The 22658-nt window shown below is 33.7% G+C and carries 26 protein-coding genes; 13 read left to right on the top strand and 13 right to left on the bottom strand.

Annotated features, from left to right (window positions below; all coding sequences use genetic code 11):
• Window positions 1-5: 5 nt before the first annotated feature.
• The 8 genes from N4270_RS03570 to N4270_RS03605 all read right to left on the bottom strand — a co-directional run bounded on the left by N4270_RS03570 (window position 6) and on the right by N4270_RS03605 (window position 5973).
• Entirely contained in the window at window positions 6-905 is a 900-nt protein-coding gene (locus N4270_RS03570; RefSeq protein WP_260095443.1) for a relaxase/mobilization nuclease domain-containing protein, read from the bottom strand.
• A 2-nt stretch (window positions 906-907) separates the two neighbouring features.
• On the bottom strand, window positions 908-1354 hold the full coding sequence (locus N4270_RS03575) for a hypothetical protein (RefSeq protein WP_260095445.1): 447 nt from the start codon (window positions 1352-1354) through the stop codon (window positions 908-910).
• Entirely contained in the window at window positions 1354-1716 is a 363-nt protein-coding gene (locus N4270_RS03580; protein ID WP_260095446.1) for a DUF2958 domain-containing protein, read from the bottom strand. Before N4270_RS03580 ends, N4270_RS03575 begins: the two co-directional genes overlap by 1 nt.
• 20 nt (window positions 1717-1736) lie before the next feature.
• A complete protein-coding gene (locus N4270_RS03585; protein ID WP_260095447.1) occupies window positions 1737-3161 on the bottom strand; it encodes a type IV secretory system conjugative DNA transfer family protein in 1425 nt (474 codons plus the stop codon).
• A 13-nt stretch (window positions 3162-3174) separates the two neighbouring features.
• Entirely contained in the window at window positions 3175-3330 is a 156-nt protein-coding gene (locus N4270_RS03590) for a hypothetical protein (RefSeq protein WP_260095449.1), read from the bottom strand.
• 4 nt (window positions 3331-3334) lie between these two features.
• Window positions 3335-4042, bottom strand: coding sequence for a hypothetical protein (locus tag N4270_RS03595; RefSeq protein WP_260095451.1), 708 nt, complete (start codon window positions 4040-4042; stop codon window positions 3335-3337).
• Complete coding sequence (locus N4270_RS03600; RefSeq protein WP_260095453.1) at window positions 4039-5184, bottom strand: hypothetical protein; 1146 nt, start codon at window positions 5182-5184, stop codon at window positions 4039-4041. Before N4270_RS03600 ends, N4270_RS03595 begins: the two co-directional genes overlap by 4 nt.
• A gap of 309 nt (window positions 5185-5493) precedes the next feature.
• On the bottom strand, window positions 5494-5973 hold the full coding sequence (locus N4270_RS03605; RefSeq protein ID WP_260095455.1) for a hypothetical protein: 480 nt from the start codon (window positions 5971-5973) through the stop codon (window positions 5494-5496).
• Between the two features lie 172 nt (window positions 5974-6145).
• Between N4270_RS03605 and N4270_RS03610 the strand changes: the two genes are divergently transcribed.
• From N4270_RS03610 to N4270_RS03620, 3 genes are read left to right on the top strand one after another with little or no spacing between them, the layout of a single operon-like run.
• Entirely contained in the window at window positions 6146-7750 is a 1605-nt protein-coding gene (locus N4270_RS03610; RefSeq protein WP_260095458.1) for a hypothetical protein, read from the top strand.
• On the top strand, window positions 7731-8429 hold the full coding sequence (locus tag N4270_RS03615; protein ID WP_260095460.1) for a hypothetical protein: 699 nt from the start codon (window positions 7731-7733) through the stop codon (window positions 8427-8429). The genes N4270_RS03610 and N4270_RS03615 overlap by 20 nt, the downstream gene beginning before the upstream one ends.
• Window positions 8420-10066, top strand: a complete 1647-nt coding sequence (locus N4270_RS03620) for a carbamoyltransferase C-terminal domain-containing protein (RefSeq protein ID WP_260095462.1) — start codon at window positions 8420-8422, stop codon at window positions 10064-10066. The genes N4270_RS03615 and N4270_RS03620 overlap by 10 nt, the downstream gene beginning before the upstream one ends.
• Here the strand turns inward: N4270_RS03620 and N4270_RS03625 are convergent.
• Window positions 10056-10856 carry a sulfatase-like hydrolase/transferase gene (locus N4270_RS03625; protein ID WP_260095464.1) on the bottom strand — a complete coding sequence of 267 codons (801 nt, stop codon included), beginning with the start codon at window positions 10854-10856 and terminating at the stop codon, window positions 10056-10058. The two genes, N4270_RS03620 and N4270_RS03625, sit on opposite strands and share 11 nt — an antisense overlap.
• A gap of 85 nt (window positions 10857-10941) precedes the next feature.
• On the opposite strand from N4270_RS03625, the gene N4270_RS03630 reads away from it, so the two are divergent.
• Window positions 10942-11592: an HAD family hydrolase gene (locus N4270_RS03630; protein ID WP_260095466.1), complete on the top strand. Its 651-nt coding sequence runs from the start codon at window positions 10942-10944 to the stop codon at window positions 11590-11592.
• A 77-nt stretch (window positions 11593-11669) separates the two neighbouring features.
• Here N4270_RS03630 and N4270_RS03635 read toward each other — a convergent pair whose 3' ends face one another.
• From N4270_RS03635 to N4270_RS03645, 3 genes are all read right to left on the bottom strand, one after another.
• On the bottom strand, window positions 11670-12182 hold the full coding sequence (locus N4270_RS03635) for a replication protein (RefSeq protein WP_260095468.1): 513 nt from the start codon (window positions 12180-12182) through the stop codon (window positions 11670-11672).
• Complete coding sequence (locus N4270_RS03640; RefSeq protein ID WP_260095469.1) at window positions 12172-12375, bottom strand: hypothetical protein; 204 nt, start codon at window positions 12373-12375, stop codon at window positions 12172-12174. The genes N4270_RS03635 and N4270_RS03640 overlap by 11 nt, the downstream gene beginning before the upstream one ends.
• 319 nt (window positions 12376-12694) lie before the next feature.
• Window positions 12695-13468, bottom strand: a complete 774-nt coding sequence (locus tag N4270_RS03645; protein ID WP_260095470.1) for a tyrosine-type recombinase/integrase — start codon at window positions 13466-13468, stop codon at window positions 12695-12697.
• A 528-nt stretch (window positions 13469-13996) separates the two neighbouring features.
• On the opposite strand from N4270_RS03645, the gene N4270_RS03650 reads away from it, so the two are divergent.
• The 8 genes from N4270_RS03650 to N4270_RS03685 all read left to right on the top strand — a co-directional run bounded on the left by N4270_RS03650 (window position 13997) and on the right by N4270_RS03685 (window position 19905).
• On the top strand, window positions 13997-15226 hold the full coding sequence (locus N4270_RS03650) for a type IV secretory system conjugative DNA transfer family protein (RefSeq protein WP_260095471.1): 1230 nt from the start codon (window positions 13997-13999) through the stop codon (window positions 15224-15226).
• 55 nt (window positions 15227-15281) lie between these two features.
• On the top strand, window positions 15282-15749 hold the full coding sequence (locus N4270_RS03655) for a JAB domain-containing protein (protein WP_260095472.1): 468 nt from the start codon (window positions 15282-15284) through the stop codon (window positions 15747-15749).
• Between the two features lie 47 nt (window positions 15750-15796).
• A complete protein-coding gene (locus tag N4270_RS03660) occupies window positions 15797-16630 on the top strand; it encodes a DNA adenine methylase (protein ID WP_260095473.1) in 834 nt (277 codons plus the stop codon).
• Window positions 16631-16643: 13 nt separating this feature from the next.
• A complete protein-coding gene (locus N4270_RS03665; RefSeq protein WP_260095474.1) occupies window positions 16644-16859 on the top strand; it encodes a hypothetical protein in 216 nt (71 codons plus the stop codon).
• Window positions 16856-17398 (top strand): hypothetical protein, encoded by a 543-nt coding sequence (locus N4270_RS03670; protein WP_260095475.1) that lies wholly within the window; start codon window positions 16856-16858, stop codon window positions 17396-17398. The genes N4270_RS03665 and N4270_RS03670 overlap by 4 nt, the downstream gene beginning before the upstream one ends.
• Before the next feature lie 78 nt (window positions 17399-17476).
• On the top strand, window positions 17477-17842 hold the full coding sequence (locus N4270_RS03675) for a hypothetical protein (RefSeq protein ID WP_260095476.1): 366 nt from the start codon (window positions 17477-17479) through the stop codon (window positions 17840-17842).
• Window positions 17814-18239: a hypothetical protein gene (locus N4270_RS03680; protein WP_260095478.1), complete on the top strand. Its 426-nt coding sequence runs from the start codon at window positions 17814-17816 to the stop codon at window positions 18237-18239. Before N4270_RS03675 ends, N4270_RS03680 begins: the two co-directional genes overlap by 29 nt.
• Window positions 18240-18375: 136 nt before the next feature.
• The gene (locus N4270_RS03685) at window positions 18376-19905 is read left to right on the top strand and encodes a patatin-like phospholipase family protein (RefSeq protein WP_260095479.1); all 1530 of its coding nucleotides are present in this window, start codon (window positions 18376-18378) and stop codon (window positions 19903-19905) included.
• On the opposite strand, the gene N4270_RS03690 is transcribed toward N4270_RS03685, so the two are convergent.
• Window positions 19889-21580: a ComEC/Rec2 family competence protein gene (locus N4270_RS03690; protein ID WP_260095481.1), complete on the bottom strand. Its 1692-nt coding sequence runs from the start codon at window positions 21578-21580 to the stop codon at window positions 19889-19891. The genes N4270_RS03685 and N4270_RS03690 overlap by 17 nt on opposite strands.
• A gap of 243 nt (window positions 21581-21823) precedes the next feature.
• On the opposite strand from N4270_RS03690, the gene N4270_RS03695 reads away from it, so the two are divergent.
• Window positions 21824-22492, top strand: a complete 669-nt coding sequence (locus N4270_RS03695; protein WP_260095482.1) for a hypothetical protein — start codon at window positions 21824-21826, stop codon at window positions 22490-22492.
• Window positions 22493-22658 lie beyond the last annotated feature (166 nt).

Here is a 22658-nt window from a genome sequence, read left to right on the forward strand (position 1 = left end):
TAGAGTTAAAGTTCTAAATCTTGTTCTCTGTCTCTTTTAGATAGTTGTTCTTTTAAGTTTTGCAGGCGATTCTGCGTCCTAGTTTTCTCAATTGTAATACGTTCAGGTTCGAAACCCAAGGTTTTTAAACGGTAGCGTCTTCGAAGTCCATGGATACCAACAATCTTTCCATCTCTGGAATAAAGCTTTAATCCAGCTTTTTCAAATTCACTATAATGAACTTTCTCACTTCTCTGTTTTGAAAACACTTCAATCAGTTTCATTTGAATCTGTTGCCTTTCACTACGCTTACCTCTGAGATTCAGCTCCATTTCGATATCAAGTTGCAACATCTGTACTTTTTTTTTCGAATGGTTAACCTTGCTATGCGTAAGTCCTAATTCCTTGTCCTGCCAAGCTTCCATACGAGTCTTTACCTCTTTGAACTCTTTTCTGGTGAGTCTAATAGGTTTGCCTGTGGCAAATTCCAAGGCACTAATGACATTGTGGATATGAAGGTGCTCCTTGTCTGAATGCATAGAACTTATCACCATCGCATTTGGTGCACGTTCTTTGGCATATTTTCTAGCAATTTTTAGAAGTACCTTCTTGGGAAGGTGCTTTGTATCCTCTTTATGAAAGGATATGATCTCATGATAGGCATGATTGGCATTTTTACGCTTAATTAGACGCTTTGATTCATTAGATTCAAACGAATCTATAATATTCTCAATTCGCTTATTTAAAAGCACTGAGCGCTTGTACTGATCTGTCTCACTATTGATGACCTTTTCAAACTGCCTATCCAATCTTATATAGCGGTTCATAGTGAAGCCAACATCATTTTGATCATCCTTAGTGAGGATGTAGCGAATGGTATTCTCCAGTGCTTTTTTTGATTTAATACTCTTTGACTTTATGATCATAATCATGGGTTTATAACTTGTTCAAATGATTGTTCTAGTTTTTCAAGACGCTCTAGAATTTGATTTATCATCTCAGAATCTTCATTGTCCAGAAGTTCTTCTGTGAGTGATATCAGTTTCATTAGTTGTAAATCCAACTGTGATAGTTGTTCTTGGTTATGAAATAAGTTTTCATTGGACTCAAGTTCCCTATCAATGATCTGATATAAAAACTTTGAGATAGAGAGCTCTCCTCTTTTTGTATCTATGAGCTGTAAACGTTCTCTATCAAAACCAAGGGTAAATTCTTTTCTGACTTTTCGTTTTTGTCGCCTGTAGTATTTGTAATAGCGTTTCCAATAAGCTTGTTTAACCTCTTTTATCTGCTCATGACTTGGATTTGGAACTAAGGACAGTTCTTCTTCAAGATATTCATGAACAGATTTATATGGAAATGCTTCAATACTCATTAGCGTTCTATTTCGTTGTCTTGATCTTCTTTGGACTTAACTTTGTCTAGTTCAGATATCCTATCCTTTTGTATGATATGACTCGATGGAATCTCCTTAAAAGCAATATCCCTCTCAATACCAAGTCCAAAAGGAAGTTTTAACTCCTCAAGCTCATCTATAGAGAAACTTCCCCATTCGTCTTCAAAGAGTCCAGTAACATAACCATAACAAACATTGGCCTCTGGATCATACTCCGATGCATACCAAGTCCCAGATCCACATGGATCAAAAAACTTGGCTATAAATAATGGGTCTCTTGTTTCGGATTGGTCTCCAATTTCCTTAAAACGTTGCTGTAATTCTTTTGTGATTAGTTTCATGACTAGTGATTATTTAATTACTATTCATTCTCATTTCTGTAAGGGGACAGATCGATATACTGAATTGAGTACTCAGTTACTTCAACTGTTCCCTCTTGGGATTCCATAGCCAGTCGTTTTTTCAGTTTCGACTGCTTATATGCTGGAGTGATCTTTACCTTTAATGGTTTCTGACCATTAGGGATAACCAGTATCTCACTATCTAGTTCCCTAATCTCATTGGCATACATTAGTGGACGTGTCTTTTTCTGTTTTGAAGATTTATCTTCATAGGTATAGCTCCCCAATAATTTTTCAAGCTCAAAAGCCTTTTTGTCCTGACCTCCGTAGTAGCATTTTACAAAGCAGTTCCCAAGGATATTATCCTTGAGCTCTTTGTAAGGACTTAGGAGGGATTCGTCCTGAAGCACAATGAGCTGTGGTATCTTGAATTTTCGACTGTTACTTATGGTATTGCTGTAATCTGGAAGACCTCCTATGAGAGTTGAAAATTCATCCAAAACCATCATGATATCTAGGTCTTTTTCACTTGGAAGCTTTGAAAAAGCAAAGCGATAAAATGACTGAAACACCAAAGACACCATTGGAGCAAATAGCTTGGTATCACTCACAGGTGACTGAATAAAAAGTACATGCTGTTTTTCTCTAAACGCCTCAAATGAAATATTGGTAACAGATGTAATATCAGCAAGTACTGGGTTGTCACCAAGCCATGAGAGTGCCGAAATCGCTGTGGCTCTTATCGATTTTAAAGTACGCTCAGAATTTCCGGCTAGAGCAAGGAATTTCGACCATACATTTTCAGAGGCCTTATCGGCAAATAGCCTTTCAATAACATCAGGCGACCCTTGATATTCCAATAGAAGCCTATACACATTTCCAAGGTTTGCATGAATACGAGGCTCAGATTCCAAAACATATTGGATAAAAAGAGACAGACAGTCCTCCCCAGAGGTGGAGAAGAAATCGGTTTCCTTCGAGACACTTCCCATGAGCGTCTTTGACACTTTTCTGATTGCTGCCTTATTGTTATGACAACCATCAAGCGGATTGAGATATACTCCGCTTTTTTGAGTGAGATTCATAATAAGAGGAATAGCTCCCTTACTTTTTAGGTATGAAACCGTTTTGGACAATTCAGAAGAGTTATCATTCACCACCATTGAGGAATTACTGTTCATGAGTGTTGGGTATATATGAACCTGAGTTTTCCCCTTGCCGCTTCCAGCCACCACACACATATTTTGCCTGCTCATTTTTAAATCCAAAAATCGTCTACCGTCCACACACCATCCCTTATTACTCTTTGAGATGAGTTTACTTGGGTTTCCAAACTCAGCATTAACACTATGGTCTTTTTGAGTCAGGTCATCAAATATCTCTGAAATAAAAGTACCAATACCCCCTAACGACTCTAGTGCGATATCTATAATTGATTTTATCATGTCTATTTCATTTTTAGGTTAAAAACTTGTCCGTCATCTTAGCAACAAAGCCAGAGAGGACTTCTACTATTTTGGCTACTGCATAAAGACATAAAAGCAAAAGCCTCCAGAGGCCTTTAAGCAGGTATTTGATTGCCGAAACAAATGCACTTCCTTTTGTTTTTTTCATAGCATCAGAAGTTTATTGTATTAGTAAGACCGATATGGATTATAAGCCCTGAGTCCTTGAACAGTTCTTCATAGACTTTGCACATTTGTCCAAAAAGACGGTTATCTTTTAAGTCGTTTGGATAATAAATGATATAAAGTTCCACTCCCTTCAGGTCGGGAATCTTAACTGCCAGACTGAATCTATCAATGACTTTTTCAGGGTTATTAAGTAACAATTGTTGTCCTCCATAAGTGTATACATTCAGATGATCACTGGCTTCAAGAATATCACTATATAAAAGTACCACCTTTGAAGTGGTTCGTAATTTACTTACCGTTTCCATATGCGCTACTAGTGGACTTATAATACTTGAATTGAGATAAATCTTGGATTCATCAGCTTCCTGACTCAACAGAGTATCAATTTGAGTATAAAATTTATTAACCTTTGATTGACGCTCAAGATTATTATCGATTATAGAGCCTTCTAAAAGTTCTGACTTATAAGCCAAATTAACATTGGTATTAGTAATACTACTGTACAGGAATTGGCGTTTACCCTTTGCAAACCGCACATCATCAAAAAAAGGTTTGATATGTGAGAGTTCTGGTCTAGGAATGGTACTATCTGTCTTATCATATAACACAGAAATCGTTATAGACTGTGATGGTTCAGTTTCGCAACCCCATACTAGGAGCGCAAGAATTAGATATATGATTATAGTTTTCATGAGTCTTCGAATTTGTTGTTGATATTATCTTTAGTGTCCATTATGGACTGGTAGTTGAGTTTAAGTTTTGGCAAATCCTTATCAATGTGCCCCGTAAAAAGTGGAGCACAAGCACCATTAGTCTTTAAGAATAGTTCCATTTTAAATTCCTCAAAACAACTTCGCATACGAGTGACTATCTCATCTTCTGTTTGTTTTCCTAGTAATAGCACTTGATATTTATCAGTGAGTTTCTGACGCAGTTCAGGCTGAAGAGATGCGCGTTTTTGACAAAAAGCTTCTTGTTCTGCTTCTAGAGCGTTTAATTCCTTGAGATCATTCCTGTACTTTTTATACTTTAAAATCACCTCCTTATCAGGTTTAAAAGCCCAAATGATCCAAAATGAAATTGTGTATGCAAAAGCATTAATAATTGTAAACACTAGTGGTGAGGTGTTATAAACCTCCGAGAGCTCTGGGTTCATGGTTATCATGTACTGGATTCGCATGCTAGAGAAAAAACCAAAGACAAGCACAATGGGAATCAGAAACAAAAAGAACAGAAGTACCTGCTTTTTTATATTGTTACCAGCATATTTCTTAACCTTATCAGGGGTAAAATGAGAATACCAATAAATGCATATAACACTTAAAATGGCGAGTCCAAAAGAGGACACTCTTGAACCACCTAAAGTATTAAGCGCATCAAAGTTTCCAATGAGTTCCATTGAAGCAATAATGATAAGTAGGGGAATAAATAAGTAAAACCATTTTCTAACTTCTGGTTTGTACTTTTTCACTGCATCATCAAACTTACCTTTCAGTGGTGTGATCTTTCCATCGACGATTTTAATCTTTCGCTCAATATCTTCAAGTTCTTCCTGAGCATCAGAAATATCGCTTTGCCCTTTTAGTTTTTGGATGTCACCACTAAGTTTCGTGTTTAAGTAATCAACCAAATGCTGATAATCGGCTACAAGTGCACCAATGAAATCTCCAATTCTTGTGCCTTTAACTAGCGATTTGAAATCAAGCGTAGATAATTTAGTAGCGGTCTTTAGATGACTCTCTATATACTGGAGGTCTTTTTCATTGATATAGTTCTCCAATTCTTTATCTACTAATCTGGTAATTGTGTTTTTAGGTTTACGTTTAAGTATCATAATTGTTTAGTTTTTAAAGTTTTATGAATTTGTGTGTTGGAATAACAAGAATCTGCACCATTCAATTTCAGCTGGGTAATCAGTTGCACTTGACTCATTAAAGAGTCTGATAATGTCAGACTTGTTAAATGACGGCTTATTGGTAGGGATTAGAATATCCTTACGATTTCTTGGGTTATAAAACGCATCCTTGTTATTTTTTCTATAAGTTGGTAAGTATCTGAAATGCTTTAAGTAATCAGATATTTGCTTGAATGTGTAAATGTTTTCTACTGTCATGATTATTTGTTTTTATTATTAGTGTTTGAATTAGGCCGCTAACTGGTTTTTAAGCCACTTGAATTTTGAATCTTTTGGATTGATGCGTAGTGCATTGTCCGTGATGTGTTTCACCTTTGAAATGATAAATTGAGTATCGTATTCATCCTCAGAGTGAAAGCTTACGGTAAATCGAACATAGGCTCTAGTGAAGTGATATTCATCATTACTGATTCTTACCTTGAGCTTATAGGCTGTTTGATCCATTTCATTCAATAATCCCATAGAAAGTTCCAAATGCTCTAATGCACCTTCCGCTCTGTAGTAATTAAAGTGATGTCTAACGTTTAAGTATTTGAAGTACACCAAACAATATGGTGTTAAGTAGCTTGTGTTGATTTGAGATAACTTCTCTTCAACCAAACTAGGTTGAAATGCTCGTCCGTTAATTAATTTATGGATTGATTCCAAACGACTCAGTTGAGAGTTAGGATTTCTTGTAGGTTTTTTGCTAGATTTTAAATTCCTCATTGTCATAAGTTTTAAATAATGACAAATATCTATCTGAATAACAGCTATTTAACCCTAATAAGCAGAAGTGTAATGAGTTGAATTATTTTATAATAAGAGGAATAATATTACGATTAACTTTCAATGAGTAGAATCATAAGTAGAATCATTGTTTTTTATTACATTTATACTTATGGCAAACAAACCAATAGAATTTAAAGTTCTAGATTTCAAAGCTTTTAGTGAGGCGCTTAATCCTAGTGATAAAAAAATATCATTGCCTAATGCTGTTATGGATGCAGTACCCAAACTGTTTGAGATAAAACATGTAAAACCAAAGTTTATTCTACACGAAGAATATTTATTAAATCCTGAAGAAAAATTGTTCTTTGACTCAAGTTTTTTGAATATCGACCTTAAGCGTTTCCAAATGAAGTTTAATAGGATCAAACTTAATGGACATGAATCTTCAATTGGGAAGCCAGAAATAACTTTGAGTCATGGGGATATTAATGCTTGCCTTTGTTATTTCTTTTATTCTTTTATGGAAATACAACCAGAATATCAATCACATACAGTTGAAAATCTAGAATCATTCTTTAATGCAATTGAATTTAGAAGTGCTGGAAATAATTTTGAAAAACATTTAAAAAACATCAATACCTTTTTAAAACACTTAAAAAAGTGTAAGCCCTTTGATAGTTTTGATATTCAAATAGATGGAAATACATTTAAGCCAATTTTCAAACCATTTGATAAAAATCATTTTACTCCTGCTACTGCGGTTAAGAATTTAAATGGAAAGAAAGCATTCAATAAGAACACCGTACTATATGATGAGATTAAACACCTTATGAGTATAGGCGACTATGTCAGTGCTATAAATTTTTTAAAATCTGGACAAGAATTATCAGATTTACCCTTAAGAAAACAAATAAAAGTTTTAGAGATTCAACAAAAATATGGCCTATTAGATGAATGTAAATCATTTTTAGATAATATTTTAGAAGGATTGGATATTAATATGGTTTCGGATGAGCAATTAGGATTAATCAAATTAATACAATTAAAAGTTTCAAGTCAATCTCACGATTTCAAGAAGGTTTTATCTCTTTTCAAAAATGTCGAGCGGTTATTAGAAAGCTCTCCTTCTGGTATAAGGCTTTGCTCAGCAAACTTAAGAGTAGCTTTTGCTTATGCGTGTTTAAATGATGCCGAATCAAGTTCAAATCATATTGAAAAAGCAAAAAAAATAGCTGAGCAAAAAAAAGAATTACACTTAAGTAATATAGTAGTGATGTATGAAATTATGCTTTACTATTTCCTAGATGTTGATTACATAGAGAATCCTTTCGAATCTATTGTCCAATGTCAATATAATTTTTTCAAAAACACCACAAGTAAAAGTGAAGAAATAAGGTATCAAACTAATTTAATACAGGTCATTAATCAAGCCTTATTTATTGAAAGTGCAATGTTACTTCATCACGCAGAAAAAGATAAGGCCGATATTAGATTGGTCTTAGCTAATTTGTTAGCTTATGTTGCAAGATGTAATCCTAAATCAGAAGGTTATTCTGAATTACTTTATTTAATCTCCAATAGTAAATTTAAAGACCTTATTATAGATGCTATGGATCCAACTGATGGCGGCAGAACATCTTTCCAAAGTAAAATACAACCAATTACAACTTACTTAAGAAAACTTCAGGAAGTAGTAATTCCATTTTATAATTCACCAACAATTGATAAATGGAATCAAATAAGGCATGTGCTTGATGAGTTTGATAATAAATAAAAGAATAAACGAGCTTAGAAAGGAACTAAAAAGTGAAATTCTAGGCCATATTAAATATACAGATTCGTCCATTATTATAAATGGATCATGGAAGCACGATGATTTTCATTTTGATTTCAATTCTCAAACAAGCTTCAGTGATTTAGATTTATATAGTTACAATCTAGAAAAAAAAAGAGCTTTAGACGCACAACAAAGTATTCAAAAGAATTTGAATAAATACAAAATTAAAGTTTCTATTCACCCCAATAACCTTCTCAATGAAGTAAATATTGAAACACTGAATAAAATTTTATTGCCAGAGTATTTTTTACAATCTTATATAAATGATAAACTTCATAAGCAATGTCCATTACGAAAAAACTATATAAATTCTAAGTTTAGTCTTATAGCCTTAAGAAATAATAGTAAACAACGTTATTTTGATATTTTAAACTTATACGATGACTTAGAATTAAATAGGCTCTACAAAATAAAAATTGGAATTACTAAAGATATTATTGAAAATACAACATGGGTGAGATTAGAAAAAAAATACCCCAAACTGAATCTTTTAGGTTTAACCAAAAAGATAACAAAAGATATGGTGATGGAGAAGATAAATGCTACTGTTTTAGGTAAAGATGAAAATTTCCTAATAGAGAATATTAGAACAAAATTTCATAAATTATGTTTTTAGGCACAAACTTAGGACATGGGTCTGCTGTGGCTTTAGTAAATAATGAAGGTGAATTAATATTTGCCATTGAAGAAGAACGTCTTAATCAAATTAAAAACACAGATGCTTATCCCAAACTCGCTTTGGAAATTGTTAACAAAAAATATGGTCCTTATTTTTCTCATTTTGAAGGTTGGCATTTATGGAGAAGAATGTATTTTAAAGGGATTGTTCATACAATAAGATATATTAATGCAGATACTTCATACATCAAGTACCGCTTTATACATGAAATAAAGCGTCTTTTCCGATATATTAAACTCTCACAACCTAAATTTGTTGGACATCATAAATCTCATGCCTATAGTCTTTTACCTTGTGGTATGGAATCGGACACATTAATTTTCGTTAGTGATGCATTAGGAGAAAATGTATGTACATCTTTATATTTTTGGAAGAATAATAAAATGATACATCTTGCTAGTTCAGACTACCCTAATTCCATAGGAAGCATGTATCATCAATTTGCATATCATGTCGGATTTAGAGGAAGGCAAGGTCCAGGAAAACTTATGGCTCTATCTGGTTATGGAAGTCCTATCTGGTATACTATTTTGAAAAAATATTTAAGAATAACTAAAGGAAAACTTCAGTTTAATGATTATCCTATATGGAAAATGCGAGAAGCTTGGATGCATTTTGCAAATAATGCCCTCGATGAAAAAAACACACAAGAATTAAAATTAAAGGAAGAAATTTTAAAATCAAAAGATAATTATGAATTAGCTATTGATTTAGCTGCTTCACTACAAAAATTGTTTAATGAAGTAAGTCTTACCATAATAAATCAAGGTATTGATCTATTAGAGGAAAAAGGTCAAAAAACTAAAGCCATAGGTCTTGTGGGCGGTGCTGCATTGAATTGCCAATCAAATGGTAAAATAAAACGCTTTTATTCATCAAAAAAGATAAATGTTATAGTCTCTCCATGGTCAGATGATGGAGGCACTGCGATCGGTGCAGCGTATTATGCATACTATAAGAGTAATTCTAAACAGTTTAATGTTTTAAAATCTAATCCATTTTTATCTCATTTACCAGAAGATTATAAGGGGTTTAAATTAAAAACTGATCAAATTAAAGGTGTAGCAAAAGCGTTACAACAGGGTCAGATCGTGGCCATATCTTCTGGAAGAATGGAATTTGGGCCAAGAGCACTTGGAGGTAGATGTATAATTGCAAAACCAACTATTGAAAATAGAGATAAGTTAAACGCTATGAAAAAAAGACCTTCATTTATGCCTTTTGCTCCTGTTGTTTTCAAAAAAGATTTCAAATTCTTTTTTGAGGGAGAAGGTTCAGAATATATGGCTTGGACAGTGAAAATCAAAGAACAGTATAAACAAGATATTATTGGAGCAGTGCATATTACTAATGAAGCTAGAGTTCAGGTGCTTAACAATGAAAGCACTTCATTATTAGCTAAGATAATGACCCATTATAAAGCTGTCGAAGGAAACTCTGTACTATTATTAACTTCTTTAAATGCAAACAGAGAACCTATTTCCTTTACCATTATGCAATCTGAAAAAACATCAAAAAAACTTGGTTGCGATATATTTATATCTGATGACAGGGTGGTTAAATTTAATCAATAGGATAATTAACACTCCCAATACCTAAAGGGACTTCCATGATTTTTGGATGATAAAAACCATGCCCCCAAAGATTATCTTCACCAAAACATTCTCCATGATCTGCACAACAGATTAATAATGTTGGTTGATTTTCCGATGATATGAAATCTAATAAAAATTTTAATTCATTATCTATATTTTCTAAAGCCTTTATTTGCTTTGAATGAAGTCTTTTATCATAACCACTAGTGTCAAAAGTTCTGACACGAGCTCTAGACTTTAAACTAGGTTTTATTAATCCACCATATTCATAAGGCTCATGTGTTTCTCCTATATTGATAAGCATCCCAAATCCTTTCGATTTGTTTTTTTCAATAAACTGTTTTGCTAATTCACATTGATGCTTTAAATGTATTCCAGTAAAAATAAACTCTTCAAAACATGAAGTCAACCATTCATGTTTAAACCATGACATTGCGCCTAAACCTAGAGTTTTTTTATTGTAATCTCTGAACCCTTCAAAAATACTTTGGGTTCCTTTCGGGAAATTCACAAGAGCATTAATTAAATTATTTCGCTCATTGATTCTTAAAATAGGTTTTGAAAAACGATTGTAATAAGGCCGTTTATTTTTTGTCGATGGAAACATCCCTTGATACATGGAAACATGAGATGGAAGAGTAAATGTAGCTTGAGAATATGCTTTTTCAAAATCAAAATACTTATCTAGAACTGGAGTTCTAGCCATTTTGTACGTGTCCCACCTGCAACTATCTAAAGTTATTAGTAAGAAATTTGGTATGTCAGCCATTTAAAAAAATTTATACCAAAATATTAAAATTTATGTGAATGATGATCTATGGACAGCATTCTCTAATTGGCTTAAAATAGTTTTAATGACTATTAAGGCTATAGGTTTTGATTGGGAGGGAGTAATTTCAAGAATAGAGGGAGATAATTTTAACGATTCAGCAGCTTCATTTTTATCAGTTGAAAAAGAAAGATTTAGATCTGTATATTTCAAACATAATCATATAATAAATAGAAGTTCTGTTTCATGTCAAAAAGAAACCTTAAAGTTAATGTGGAAGAATATATTAAATGAACTTGGAATTTTAAACCAATTAAATTCATTTTTAGAATTTTTGAATTCTCGTCCAAAAAGTAAAATAGATTTTCGAATGATTAGTTTATTAAAACTACTTAAAGAAAAAAACTATAAATTAGGGCTATTAAGTAATAACTCTTCTGAAGAAGCACTTAAGTTAAGAAAAAAGAAGGTAGATATTTATTTTGATACATTTCTTATTTCTGCTGAAATTAATATGATGAAACCTGACCCAAAAGCATTTTATTATTTGGCTAAACAATTAAATGTGCAAATTCATGAGATGGTCTTTATTGATGATTCTAAAAGAACTATTTCTATGTCGGATTTATCAGGTTATCTCCCAATACACTTCATCTCATTTGAAGATTTACTTCTAAAATTGAAAGGGTATAATGTAATTAATCATGATGACTATACTAATTTAACTAGCAGTTAGTAAAGCTCAAGAATGACTTACATTTCCAAGAACTCTGCCATCAAAAGCTTTAGCTTTTACTAAATTAAAAAAGACAACTAATACCAGTTATCTCTTTTAATTTGCTTCTCTTCTTCATTTTGTAGTATCTCTTGCATACGCTCCTGGTCCGTCAAACGTTCATTTGCTTTCAACTTTTGTAGAGGAATTTCTTTTGTCCTGGGCAAAATTTGCCCTTTGTTTTTGTCATTTTTTGCTTTGTCTAACGTGTAATTTTCTTTATTGATAGTTTTTAATGCGTAGTAAATACGTTTGGCATTCTTTCGTTTCTGTGGATTATTTAATATGTTTCCATAGTCATCTGTTAAGGTGATAAGGTCTAATTCTAACAACTCAGTAATTGCTGTCGTGACACTTCTTGATGAGAGTCCAACTTTTGAGAACTGCGAATGGCTGATCCAATCTCTGGGTTTCACATTTCCTTGAGGGTCTCGCCATCCATAAGTATTACGTGCGATTTTTAAATACACCCTTACAGCTGAAGCAGACAGATCAATCATAAGCTCATCGAAGAAACGATTCGGTATCGGTGTCGTGTATTTAAGCCTCATGATCATTAAAGTCAATCACTGGTAATTCTTCGTTCTGATTGGCAAAAATTTGAAAATCATTTGGAAGATGAAATAAGCTCAAGTACCACCCTTTATTTGGGGTCACTTTAATAATTCCAACCTTGTTATGAATAACTTTCCCTCCTGAATTAGGAATCTCTTTTCGACTAACGACATTATAAAATGTAGACATTTTAAGTTTTGTTTTAAGTAACCTTTAACCTTAGGTCTAAAGACCAATACTACCCAACTCATAAAAACTTTTCGTCATATACTTTTACGACATCGATGTTCCGTACTATATCTTTTGCGACGTTATGTCTTGAAAATATAATACCCTATTAAATAAGGGCTTCTGCGACACCATTTTTGTGGTAAACAAATCAAAAAGTATTAACTAAATAAATAAGTTTTTGTGAGGTTCAATAGTATTTATAGTTAAAGGTACTATTAGTATTATATTCCAATTCCAATACAAAAGCAATCTTCATTTGAGATTGCTTTTTATATTGTTATGCTACCTGTAAGAACTTTTCTGCTGTCTCTAGATATCTGCTCTCTGATAGCTGCAGATAGTTAAAACTAGATTCTGGACTCACATGCCTGAGGATGGCACTTACATCTCTAACAGTTCCTCCACGTTCTAATATTTCATTAGCTTTTCCATGTCTAAATGAGTGAGGTGTGATATCTTTATCAACCATAGCATCTTTAGCTATTTGCTTTACCCACCTTTGAATACTCTTAACAGTATAAGGTTTGCTTGTTTTTGGGTTCACTAATAGATATTTTGAGGATACGGGCATACATAGTCTTATCCCTAAATAAATGTTCATGAGTTCATTGGTATCACTTCCCCAAACCACTAGATTATATCGCATCGTTTTTCGAGTTCTAATTTTAGCGGTTCTAAGCCCATTGATTCCTTGGCTTCCTATATCAGTAAGTTTGATATCTAAAAGCTCGCTAACTCTCATTCCTGTATCCCAAAGAAGATGAAGCACCAATTTCTTTTGGAGATCGCCTAGATATCTCTCATCCAATATATCATTCATGAATTCAAAATCTGAACTCGTTACTATAGCTTTTTCTGGGCTTATAAATTTTATGCGCTTTATTTCTTTCGGATTTAAATTCACTTCATTTCTTCCTTGCCAGAACCAGAAGAAGTTTTTTAAAATATCCGATGAATAAGCTATCGTTGCTGGAGCATAGTTCCCTCTCATACTGTTTTGGAATGCAACAACATCATCTCCAGTCACATCCATTAAACATGATTTCGGCATAATGTAATACATAAAATCATCCAATCGTTTCTTGTATCTATAAAATGCAGAATTAGTGTGGCCTTCTTTCCACTTTAAATAAATCTGTATTGCTTTTTCAATTGTCATAATCCATAAAAGACCCGCCAAAGGAAATCTAGCGGGTCTTTCATATACCCCTGCTACCTATGGTAGATTTGACAATCAAAATATATTAATGCCAAATCTCGCTTAGTGAGAGATACAATGATAAACTCGCGTTGTTTCCTTAGTTTGAAACATATGCTCCAAACGACCCTTTCGGGCAACGAGGTTTCTTTTTAATTTGTTTACCACTTATAGTGTATCTCATAATAAAAATAAAATCAAGATTCATTCTAGCGAACCTTAATCAAAAGTTACTACTGGTACTTATGGCCTTGCCATGATATAATGGAGATAAGCAAAGCAGTTTTTATCTACCAGTTAGTCACTTAAGCTTATCACTCCATCTCTATACAGTCAGTTCTTTTCCCCAACACCCTAAGGGTGATTAAACAATTTTTATAATTGTCAATCCTTATCGGTTACAATTCAATACACCCAAATCTTTTACTCATTTCATCTCATAGCTTTATGTCCTTTGATCCTTTCAAGGTGAGCTATTTTGCTAGAGCGAACTTTAGAAATGATAATCAGCTATTCGGCATCCTTCAAAAGGATAGAATGATGCACCTCTACTGTTTTGGAAAAACATCCAGTGGTAAAACGACATTATTGCAGACTTTAATGTCTGAAGATCTGTTAGCTTCTCGTGGATTTATGTTCCTTGATCCTCATGGTGATTCAGCTTCTTTTATGGACAGCTATATTCGTAAGCGGTTTCCTTTAACTAAGTACATCTATTTTGATGTCACTGATCCAAATATTCCTTTTGGATATAATCCGCTTCGCCATGTTTCAGCTTCGAAACGTTCCCTAGTAACCTCCAATATCCTTGAGATATTTCAGCGTAATTGGAAATCCGCTTGGGGAATGAAAATGGAACATATCTTAAGAATGTGCCTTCTTGGTCTATTGGACAGACCTCATTCAAACCTATCGGACATTTTAAGAATCATTTATGATTCGTCCTTTAGGAATTCTTGTATTCCTTATATCCGAAATGAAGCGGTCAAGACCTTCTTTGAAAAGGAATTTCCAAAGTATAAGCCGAATGATTTATTTCCTATCTTAAATAAATTAGGAGCACTTCTTTCTCACGATATCGTAAAACGAATATTGGTTGATAATACGGATCAATTATCTCTGAGGTCAATAATTGATAATGGGACTGTACTCATTATCAATTTAGCTAAGGGTGCAGTAGGAACAGATGTTGCTAATATCCTTGGTGGACTACTGCTCACTTCCCTATCATCTGCAGCCTTTTCTCGTATTGATTCTCCAGTTGAAGATCGAAAACCTTATTTCTATTACATCGATGAGTTTCAAACTCTCAGCGGTTCAGAGCTTATCTCTGAACTCTTAGCTCAAATTCGAAAGTTCGCTATTGGACTTAATCTTAGTAATCAGTTTTTGTATCAGCTTGACCCTGATGTTAGAGCTAGTCTTCTTGGAAACGTTGGAACAATTATTTGTTTCCGTTTAGGTATTCAAGATGCACGACTTATGGAAAAGGAGTTTTATCCTGAATTTAAAGCCTCAGATTTCACTTCCCTTCCCAATCATTCCATTTACCTCAGACTGATGATCGATGGTAAGCCCTCAAAACCTTTTAGCGCAGACACTGTTTTATAGGTCTCTGTGAATTTCTAATCCGTGCCAATTGGTACAACTAAAAACAGATTTAAAAATGAAAACAAAATTGCCCTTTACTCAGCTCTTTAGCTGTAGTGAAATTGAGGTCTGTTATAAACGGCCTCTATTTAACAAAATGATGCATATCAAAGGCTCTAAAGATGCTGATCAGATTTTAAGGTCCTATATTGACTTAGAGCGCATTGATCTTAAGGAGTTCTTTTGGGTCATTCCATTATCAAACGCCAATCGTGTTCTTGGAATTTCTGAAATTGGCTCTGGAACTATTAAAGGGGTAGCCACAAATATTCATGAGATTTATCAGCTTGTGCTGCTAACCAATGCTTCTAGTCTAATCGTGGCTCACAATCACCCCTCTGGAACATTAAAACCTTCTGCAAATGATAAACAGATAACAAAAAAACTTATGAAACTTGCCGAGCTTATCGATGTAACTTTATTGGACCATCTTATCATCACCTCTGAGAGTTACTTTTCGTTTTCTGATAATCACATGCTCTAGCAAGCCCTCCCCTTTTCTCTTACTTAACCTTAATCACTTCTCTTTTTATGCCCAAGACTCCAATAACTTACTATGGAGGTAAGATAAATATGGTCTCTGCGATACTTCCACTCATTCCCAAACACCGAATCTATACGGAAAGTTTTTTTGGAGGTGGTGCAATATTTTTTGCTAAGTCCCCTTCTGAAGCAGAGGTCATTAATGATACCAATAATATGGTGGTCAATTTCTATGAAGTAGTAATTACTGACTTTGATAATCTTAAAACAAAAATTGAAGCAACGCTGTTTTCAAGAGCTACCTATTCAGTTGCCGTTGCCATTTATAGAATGCCTCATTTGTTTTCTAAACTACAACAAGCCTGGGCATTTTATGTAGGAACGAATATGGGGTTTACTTGCCAAATTGGGTCTTGGGGTTATGACAAATATTCTAAGCGTGTGAATTCGTTTCGTAACAAGAAACTCTTGTTTGATGAAACTGTATGTAAACGTTTAGAAAATGTACAGATTGAAAATGTGGATGCTTGTAAAGTGATTTCTTCTCGAGATACAGAAGATGCATTTCATTATGTCGACCCGCCATATATCGATTCCAATCAAGGACATTATTCAGGGTATTCTAAAACGGATTACAAGAATTTATTGGATATCCTTACTAATGTCAAAGGTAAGTTCATTTTAAGCTCTTACCCTTCAAAACTCCTTAGCAAATACACCAAGAAAAACGGATGGCATACTATCGTGTTTGACAAGCCCCTATCTGCTCAAAAAGCAGTTTCTGGAAAGAAACGAAAACGAAAAACAGAAGTACTCACCGCAAACTACTCGCTAAGCGAGATTAAAAAAATAAATACTAATCCGCGACAAGTCGTCGCATAAATTCTTTTTAAAAATGAAAAAAGTAATTGACAAAACCGTCAACCTAGATTTGGTTGGCGTTAATGGAAATGCATTCGCAGTAATGGGTGTATTCCAAAAACAAGCTAGAAAAGAAGGCTGGAGTACCTCTGAAATTGAAATGGTACTCGCTGAGGCGAAAAGCGGAGACTATGACCATTTGCTCGCAACGATTATGAATCATTGTGAAGCTAAAGACGAGGAGTTATGAAGATAAGAGAAAAACGAAGACTTCTTATTTACTTAGAATTACTTCTTGAAAGATTCATTACAGAACAACAAAATGAAATTCATCCGAATGTTATCAAGTACTTCTTAACTGAAGAGCTCATTGACATCGTCTTATGGACGTATCCAAAAACTTGGACACATGAAGTTTTAAAAAATAAAACAGATAAGGAGCTAATAGAACTCATAGGTAGTGATTCAAATATAGTGCTATATCTTATAGATCACATTGAAAAAACTACTCCTTTATATCCTCAGTTAACACGGGAGGAAGTAACTCGATTCTTCTCAAGAACACAAAAGGAAACGCACTACTTGGCATCAAAACCAGTTGATCAGTGGGATAAGTACGATGTTTCAAACTATCGGTCTCTTCTCTTAAAAACTGGAACTACGAAAAAGGTCTTTGGCATATTCACATCTGATGTACTTGCAGAAGATGTCTATGCCGTGACCACCAAACCATCTTACTTCTTTGATACATATGAGGAAGCAGAAGGTGAGATCAAAAACATAGAGTGAGAAGGACAGTTCAAAGCCAATGAGCTGAAGATTCATAAACTCTATTTAATAACATAGTAACATTTAAAATTTAATATCATGAAAACAAGCAAACAGCAATTAATGAAGTACTTTGCTACGGTTCTTCGGGGTCGTGCATTAGGAAAACAGACGGATTCTTTGATGGGTAAAAACCTTGCGTTTTACTTTTCAAGAAGAGAACTTATCGAGATTTTGAAAAAGAAATTTAATGGAACTATTCCAAAAGAACATGATCTTGTGGAATTGGAAAACAAAGAACTTCTAGAACTCATCGAGGATGAACTTTTTATCATTTCCTATGTCACTGAAAAATGGAGTAAAGAGATTCCCGAAAAGAAACCTCCTGCTGAAAAATCTCCGGCACGATCAAGTCAAACTCAAAAACCAAAGCCCAATGACAAAAAAGATCAAAAGACAAGCTAATTTAGAGAAAGCTTGTGATCATGCTTTGTGGCTCAACTTCAAACATCGAGTAGATGGTAAAACCTTTGGAGTTATCCAAAGCATCGAAGGTGATTATCTTGTTAGTGAAATCAATCACCCATCTCTAAAAGGAGAAGACTTTGAGGTTTTACCTAGAGATTATTCCAATATGACCTATAATCATATTCGTCATATAGGTATGGATGAGAATCCACTTGCTCACTTTGAAGAAATCAAAGGAATGTTCTCTACTATACATGGTGAGATTTTGAGATTTATTTTATCTCACAAAATTCCACTTGAGAAATTTATTCGTTATGAACTAGCCTCTCGTGGTCATGATGAAAATCATAGGGGGGTTGGGTTTGAAAAGTCGCAAGAAATTTGGCTTACATAATTCAATAGGAAAAGCTGTCATTAGTATGGCAGCTTTTTTTAATTGCTTAACTAATAATAGGTCAAAAATATTTATTACCTTTAACATTCTCCCTATGTACTTATAGCTAATATTGTGAATTTTAAAACCATGAATTATGAGTGCATTTTTCAAATCGATTGCCATGTGTTTTTCAGGTGGTGGATATCGAGCAGCTTGCTTTTCTCTTGGTGCCATTTCTTTATTCGAAAAGATTGATTTATTAGATAAAGTAAAAGCCATATCAACCGTGTCTGGAGGCACTATTACTGGTGTAAAGTATGCGCAATCCCAAATCGATGCTTTGAATTTTGATTCATTCTATAGTGACTATTACAACTGGTTAACTGATGATAATCTCACTGAACGAGCAATTTCACATATTAAAGCCGATGCTATATGGAAGAAAGAAGAGAATAAGCATAAAAGAAAAAACCCAATTAATGCTTTTGCCGTTGAGTATAATATATTTACATCGCATAGAACTTTAGGCGATTTTGAAGATTGTGTCATTAATAAAAAGACACATTTAGATCGTGTTGTTTTTAATGCTACAGATTTTTCTTCTGGATTACAGTTTCGATTCCAAAATGTTAAAGGCACAAGATTAAGGTTTGGTAATAGCAATGCTCATAGTAAGTACAAAGATCTCATTCCAAAGATTAAACTTGGAGACATCTTAGCCTCTTCTTCTGCCTTCCCTGGAGGCTTTGAACCAATTGGATTCCCTACCGACTTTGTAAAAGGTTATGAAAATAAAGATGAAGATGATGATGAAATTGGACTTATGGATGGAGGTATTGTCGATAACCAAGGTGCTTCAGTATTTATAAAAAATGATCCAAAGCACAATCCACATGATTTATTCTTTATCTGTGACGTCGCCTCTCCCTATATGAAATCTTTTCAGTTTGCTGATAAAAATTCGCTCACTAAATACTTGACTTACTTATCAAGTATTCCTGCGTTGTTATTGGTAATATTAATGGCAATATTCTTTTTTAAATCAGGATGGTGGATACTCTATACATTTTCTGTAATTCTAGGGGTAGCCATGCTTTGTATACAAGGAGTGTTTCTTTTAGCTTCCAGATACATTAAAAAAGCTACAGGTATCAATCAGGGACTTGTAATCCCTCCAAGACGTTTTGGTCTTTTTGTTATTGATAGAGCTAAGTCTCTTATAAAAATGGCAACTGAAGTTTTCTTAAAAAATGACAGACGTCAAAATGCCAATAGTATTTATAACGCTTATGGAGACATCACTACAACAGCAACTATATATGAACTTCGCTGTAAGGATGGTAAGCCAGAATATCAAAGAGATTGGGAGTTGATTGAGGGACATATTGGAAGTATTAGTGATGACATTAAAGCTGTTTCTCTTAAGAGTGCAAATTTTGGAACAACGCTTTGGTTTAGTGATGATAATAAAAAAGAAAATGTTCTCGATGCTATAATTGCCTGCGGTGAGTTTACCGCATGTTATAATCTATTAGCTCATCTTATAAGATACCATGAGGATAAAATCAAAATAAATAACTCAGAAGAGCAACTTCTATTTCAAAAACTTAAATCACTATGGGATGAATTCTCTAAAGACCCTTATTATCTAATTAACCTTAGAAAAACTAATGCGCCCCTTTAGGATGATACTCATACTCTTCTAACTTATTGTTCCATTTAAGCTCATAGATATCCCATTTCTGACCATCTGAACGCTTCTTTTCAAGTTTCTGTGCAATAATAACTTGCTCTCCATCGGTTCTGACCGTAATCATGCCATACTTTGCTACATTACTATCTCTGAGTCTATTCATCCTCAGTTCATAATGTTCCTTCTCTTTTTTGGTAGTAGCTGCATTCATACGCTCTTCTATTTTCTTAAGAAGTGCGTAGAACTTTATTGGATAAGAAAACTCATTGGTACTCCTTGCTAGCTCAGTACTGAAAATAAGTGGACGCTTTCCTCGACTGTTCTTACCAAATGAGCCAAGAGCATCAGGACGTGGATGAGAGTGTGATTCGTTATCACCACTTGAGATAATTGTAGCAATTGGATTGATTGCACTTAAAAAAGAATCAAGTACATCACTTGCTCCATGATGACACGCTTTTGCAATATCACATTGAAATCTCCCTCTTGTCTTAGAAATTATCAAATCTAGTTGAAGACTCAGTTGTTCCAATTCTTGATTCAGCGCTCTTCTTTTATCAACAGAAAGTTTATTATCACTAACTAACTTCTGTTTTAATTTGTAAATCTCTTTTTCAAGATCACTCATTATGTTTTCATCCTTGGAATAATACTGAGAAATGTAATCTTGAGATTTTGTGTTCAAGTCCCCTCCCAATAGTACTTTAAGCTTGCCGTAATGTAATTTAAACACTATTGAATGCCCATTTTTTGTTTCTCCTTCATCTCCAAGTTTTTTAAGACATTCTCTTTTCTTTCCTTCAAACTCTACTGTCTCAGTTATAGGAGCTAATATTTCTAGTTTAAGTGGGTTGTTACCTTTGTAATGATCTAGATGCTCTTTTGAAATATCCAAAAACTCAAACTCCACATCAGGGTTATTCTTTTTTGCAGATACTAAAGTCTTTAAGTAGTATTTAGTTGATTTAATGTTCTTGGCTAATAAATCATGCATTTCTTTGTTGGTGAGTACCGTGTCCCATAAGTGGTAAGTTTTCTGCCTTGGCTTTGGTGGTACTTTTCTCCCCAAATCATACATCCAAGTCTTTTTATCTATTCCTTTTGTTAATCTCTCAACAATTCCATTGTGACAGACCTTTTTAATCTTTAGTTTTTTGTTATTGAAAATATTATGAAAACCATAGTAATGATCTAAATCGGGATGAGATATAATTGCATAATCAATCTCCTTTGGTTTTTTAACACCAGTCGTTGCATCTGTAACATCATCAACGCCTGCAACTTTTCTATATCTTAAATTATACCTCCAGTTTAAAAAACGTGACATATTATCTCCTCCTGTACCATCAAAGCCAATTCCTTCACCTGCATCTATTAAGATAATCTCATCATCAGGAGTTACTAAATGGCAGCCATCACCTTGACCTATATCAACAAAGTTGATCTCCAGCATACGCTTATCTGTAACCCATTCTTCTTTTAACCACCCTTCATTGCCACGACATTTCATCTTAACCCAATCACCACTGGTCTCTCCTAGATACCGAGCGTAGTCACCTAAAATAAGATGATTTGCTGCATTTTTACTTGTACTGTCTTTTGGTAGAAGCCTGAGAACAACATCTCTTTCACTTATGAAATATGCCTTTTTAGTATCTAACGCCATTGTAAAAGGTTTTAGGATTAGTCAAGTTAAATCAATTACTAGTCTATAACAATACGTAGTTCTACGTATATTTAATAGAAATCACTCTTTGTGTAGAATAATTTCTACATTTAATGCGTTGTAGTTATATACAACTCTTTTACTTATGATTAATCTTCCCTTCCCTCAACCAAAAGATTTCTTTACTCATTTCTATCTGTGTACTTATTTTTTCAATCCTAACTTTAAGAAAAATCACTAACCATGAGTATGCCAACCAACGTGCTTATTGTTGAACGAGAGCCATTGATAACCTATTCAATACAAGAAGCCTTACATCGTATCTCTGAGTCTCAATCAGGAGTAAACTATAATACAACATCTGTTTCTAATTATGAGTCAGTACGTTCTAAAATAAAGTCACTAAAACACCTTAATCTCGTGTTTTTAAATATAGACATGTTTTTGACTGGAGGCGAAAAATCAAAATTAATTATAGATATGATAAGCATCTTAAAAAAGACCTCTCCTAAAGTCCAAGTGTTGACTTTAACGTCCTATCGTAATAATTATATGATACTTGAAATTATTAAAACAATTAATCCCGAGGGCGTTTTGTTAAAACGTGATATTGACTTTGAAGACTTAATTCACGCCATCAAGAATGTTATTAATAATATTCCGTTTTACAGTAAAACTATATTAATGTTACTACGCTCTCGCATGACTTGTCATATTTCACTAGATGAAAAAGACCAATTAATTTTATATCACTTATCAAAAGGTGCTAAAACTAAAGACCTTTCGAATCTGGTTTTCTTATCTAAAAGTGCTATAGAAAGCAGAAAACGTAACTTAAAAATACTCTTCAATGTGGAAAAAAAGAATGATTGTTATCTATTAGACCAAGCTCGAATAAAAGGATTTATCTAGCTAGAGCATAATCTCAAAGCACATGATTATGCAAATAAAGTGTAATTAAAATGTCGTTAAACGGACTTTTTCCATTTAAAATTTAAAGCATTCCACTTTAGAATACTAAGACAAAAACTTGATCCTTTATATTACAGTGTGTCTATTTTATTTACCAAATTTTATT

Origin of the sequence: Psychroserpens sp. SPM9, assembly GCF_025153525.1 — a bacterium.
In the GTDB taxonomy this organism is placed as follows: domain Bacteria; phylum Bacteroidota; class Bacteroidia; order Flavobacteriales; family Flavobacteriaceae; genus Psychroserpens.

Excerpts from the sequence above, each read along its gene's own strand:
- N4270_RS03615 (WP_260095460.1), top strand. The coding sequence starts at position 7,731 with ATGAGTTTGATAATAAATAAAAGAATAAACGAGCTTAGAAAGGAACTA.
- N4270_RS03610 (WP_260095458.1), top strand. The coding sequence starts at position 6,146 with ATGGCAAACAAACCAATAGAATTTAAAGTTCTAGATTTCAAAGCTTTT.
- N4270_RS03585 (WP_260095447.1), bottom strand. The coding sequence starts at position 3,161 with ATGATAAAATCAATTATAGATATCGCACTAGAGTCGTTAGGGGGTATT.
- N4270_RS03665 (WP_260095474.1), top strand. The coding sequence starts at position 16,644 with ATGAAAAAAGTAATTGACAAAACCGTCAACCTAGATTTGGTTGGCGTT.
- N4270_RS03575 (WP_260095445.1), bottom strand. The coding sequence starts at position 1,354 with ATGAGTATTGAAGCATTTCCATATAAATCTGTTCATGAATATCTTGAA.
- N4270_RS03670 (WP_260095475.1), top strand. The coding sequence starts at position 16,856 with ATGAAGATAAGAGAAAAACGAAGACTTCTTATTTACTTAGAATTACTT.
- N4270_RS03695 (WP_260095482.1), top strand. The coding sequence starts at position 21,824 with ATGAGTATGCCAACCAACGTGCTTATTGTTGAACGAGAGCCATTGATA.
- N4270_RS03685 (WP_260095479.1), top strand. The coding sequence starts at position 18,376 with ATGAGTGCATTTTTCAAATCGATTGCCATGTGTTTTTCAGGTGGTGGA.
- N4270_RS03600 (WP_260095453.1), bottom strand. The coding sequence starts at position 5,184 with ATGATACTTAAACGTAAACCTAAAAACACAATTACCAGATTAGTAGAT.
- N4270_RS03605 (WP_260095455.1), bottom strand. The coding sequence starts at position 5,973 with ATGAGGAATTTAAAATCTAGCAAAAAACCTACAAGAAATCCTAACTCT.
- N4270_RS03655 (WP_260095472.1), top strand. The coding sequence starts at position 15,282 with ATGAAAACAAAATTGCCCTTTACTCAGCTCTTTAGCTGTAGTGAAATT.
- N4270_RS03580 (WP_260095446.1), bottom strand. The coding sequence starts at position 1,716 with ATGAAACTAATCACAAAAGAATTACAGCAACGTTTTAAGGAAATTGGA.
- N4270_RS03660 (WP_260095473.1), top strand. The coding sequence starts at position 15,797 with ATGCCCAAGACTCCAATAACTTACTATGGAGGTAAGATAAATATGGTC.
- N4270_RS03645 (WP_260095470.1), bottom strand. The coding sequence starts at position 13,468 with ATGCCGAAATCATGTTTAATGGATGTGACTGGAGATGATGTTGTTGCA.
- N4270_RS03690 (WP_260095481.1), bottom strand. The coding sequence starts at position 21,580 with ATGGCGTTAGATACTAAAAAGGCATATTTCATAAGTGAAAGAGATGTT.
- N4270_RS03590 (WP_260095449.1), bottom strand. The coding sequence starts at position 3,330 with ATGAAAAAAACAAAAGGAAGTGCATTTGTTTCGGCAATCAAATACCTG.
- N4270_RS03625 (WP_260095464.1), bottom strand. The coding sequence starts at position 10,856 with ATGGCTGACATACCAAATTTCTTACTAATAACTTTAGATAGTTGCAGG.
- N4270_RS03635 (WP_260095468.1), bottom strand. The coding sequence starts at position 12,182 with ATGAGGCTTAAATACACGACACCGATACCGAATCGTTTCTTCGATGAG.
- N4270_RS03570 (WP_260095443.1), bottom strand. The coding sequence starts at position 905 with ATGATCATAAAGTCAAAGAGTATTAAATCAAAAAAAGCACTGGAGAAT.
- N4270_RS03630 (WP_260095466.1), top strand. The coding sequence starts at position 10,942 with ATGACTATTAAGGCTATAGGTTTTGATTGGGAGGGAGTAATTTCAAGA.
- N4270_RS03640 (WP_260095469.1), bottom strand. The coding sequence starts at position 12,375 with ATGTCTACATTTTATAATGTCGTTAGTCGAAAAGAGATTCCTAATTCA.
- N4270_RS03675 (WP_260095476.1), top strand. The coding sequence starts at position 17,477 with ATGAAAACAAGCAAACAGCAATTAATGAAGTACTTTGCTACGGTTCTT.
- N4270_RS03620 (WP_260095462.1), top strand. The coding sequence starts at position 8,420 with ATGTTTTTAGGCACAAACTTAGGACATGGGTCTGCTGTGGCTTTAGTA.
- N4270_RS03595 (WP_260095451.1), bottom strand. The coding sequence starts at position 4,042 with ATGAAAACTATAATCATATATCTAATTCTTGCGCTCCTAGTATGGGGT.
- N4270_RS03680 (WP_260095478.1), top strand. The coding sequence starts at position 17,814 with ATGACAAAAAAGATCAAAAGACAAGCTAATTTAGAGAAAGCTTGTGAT.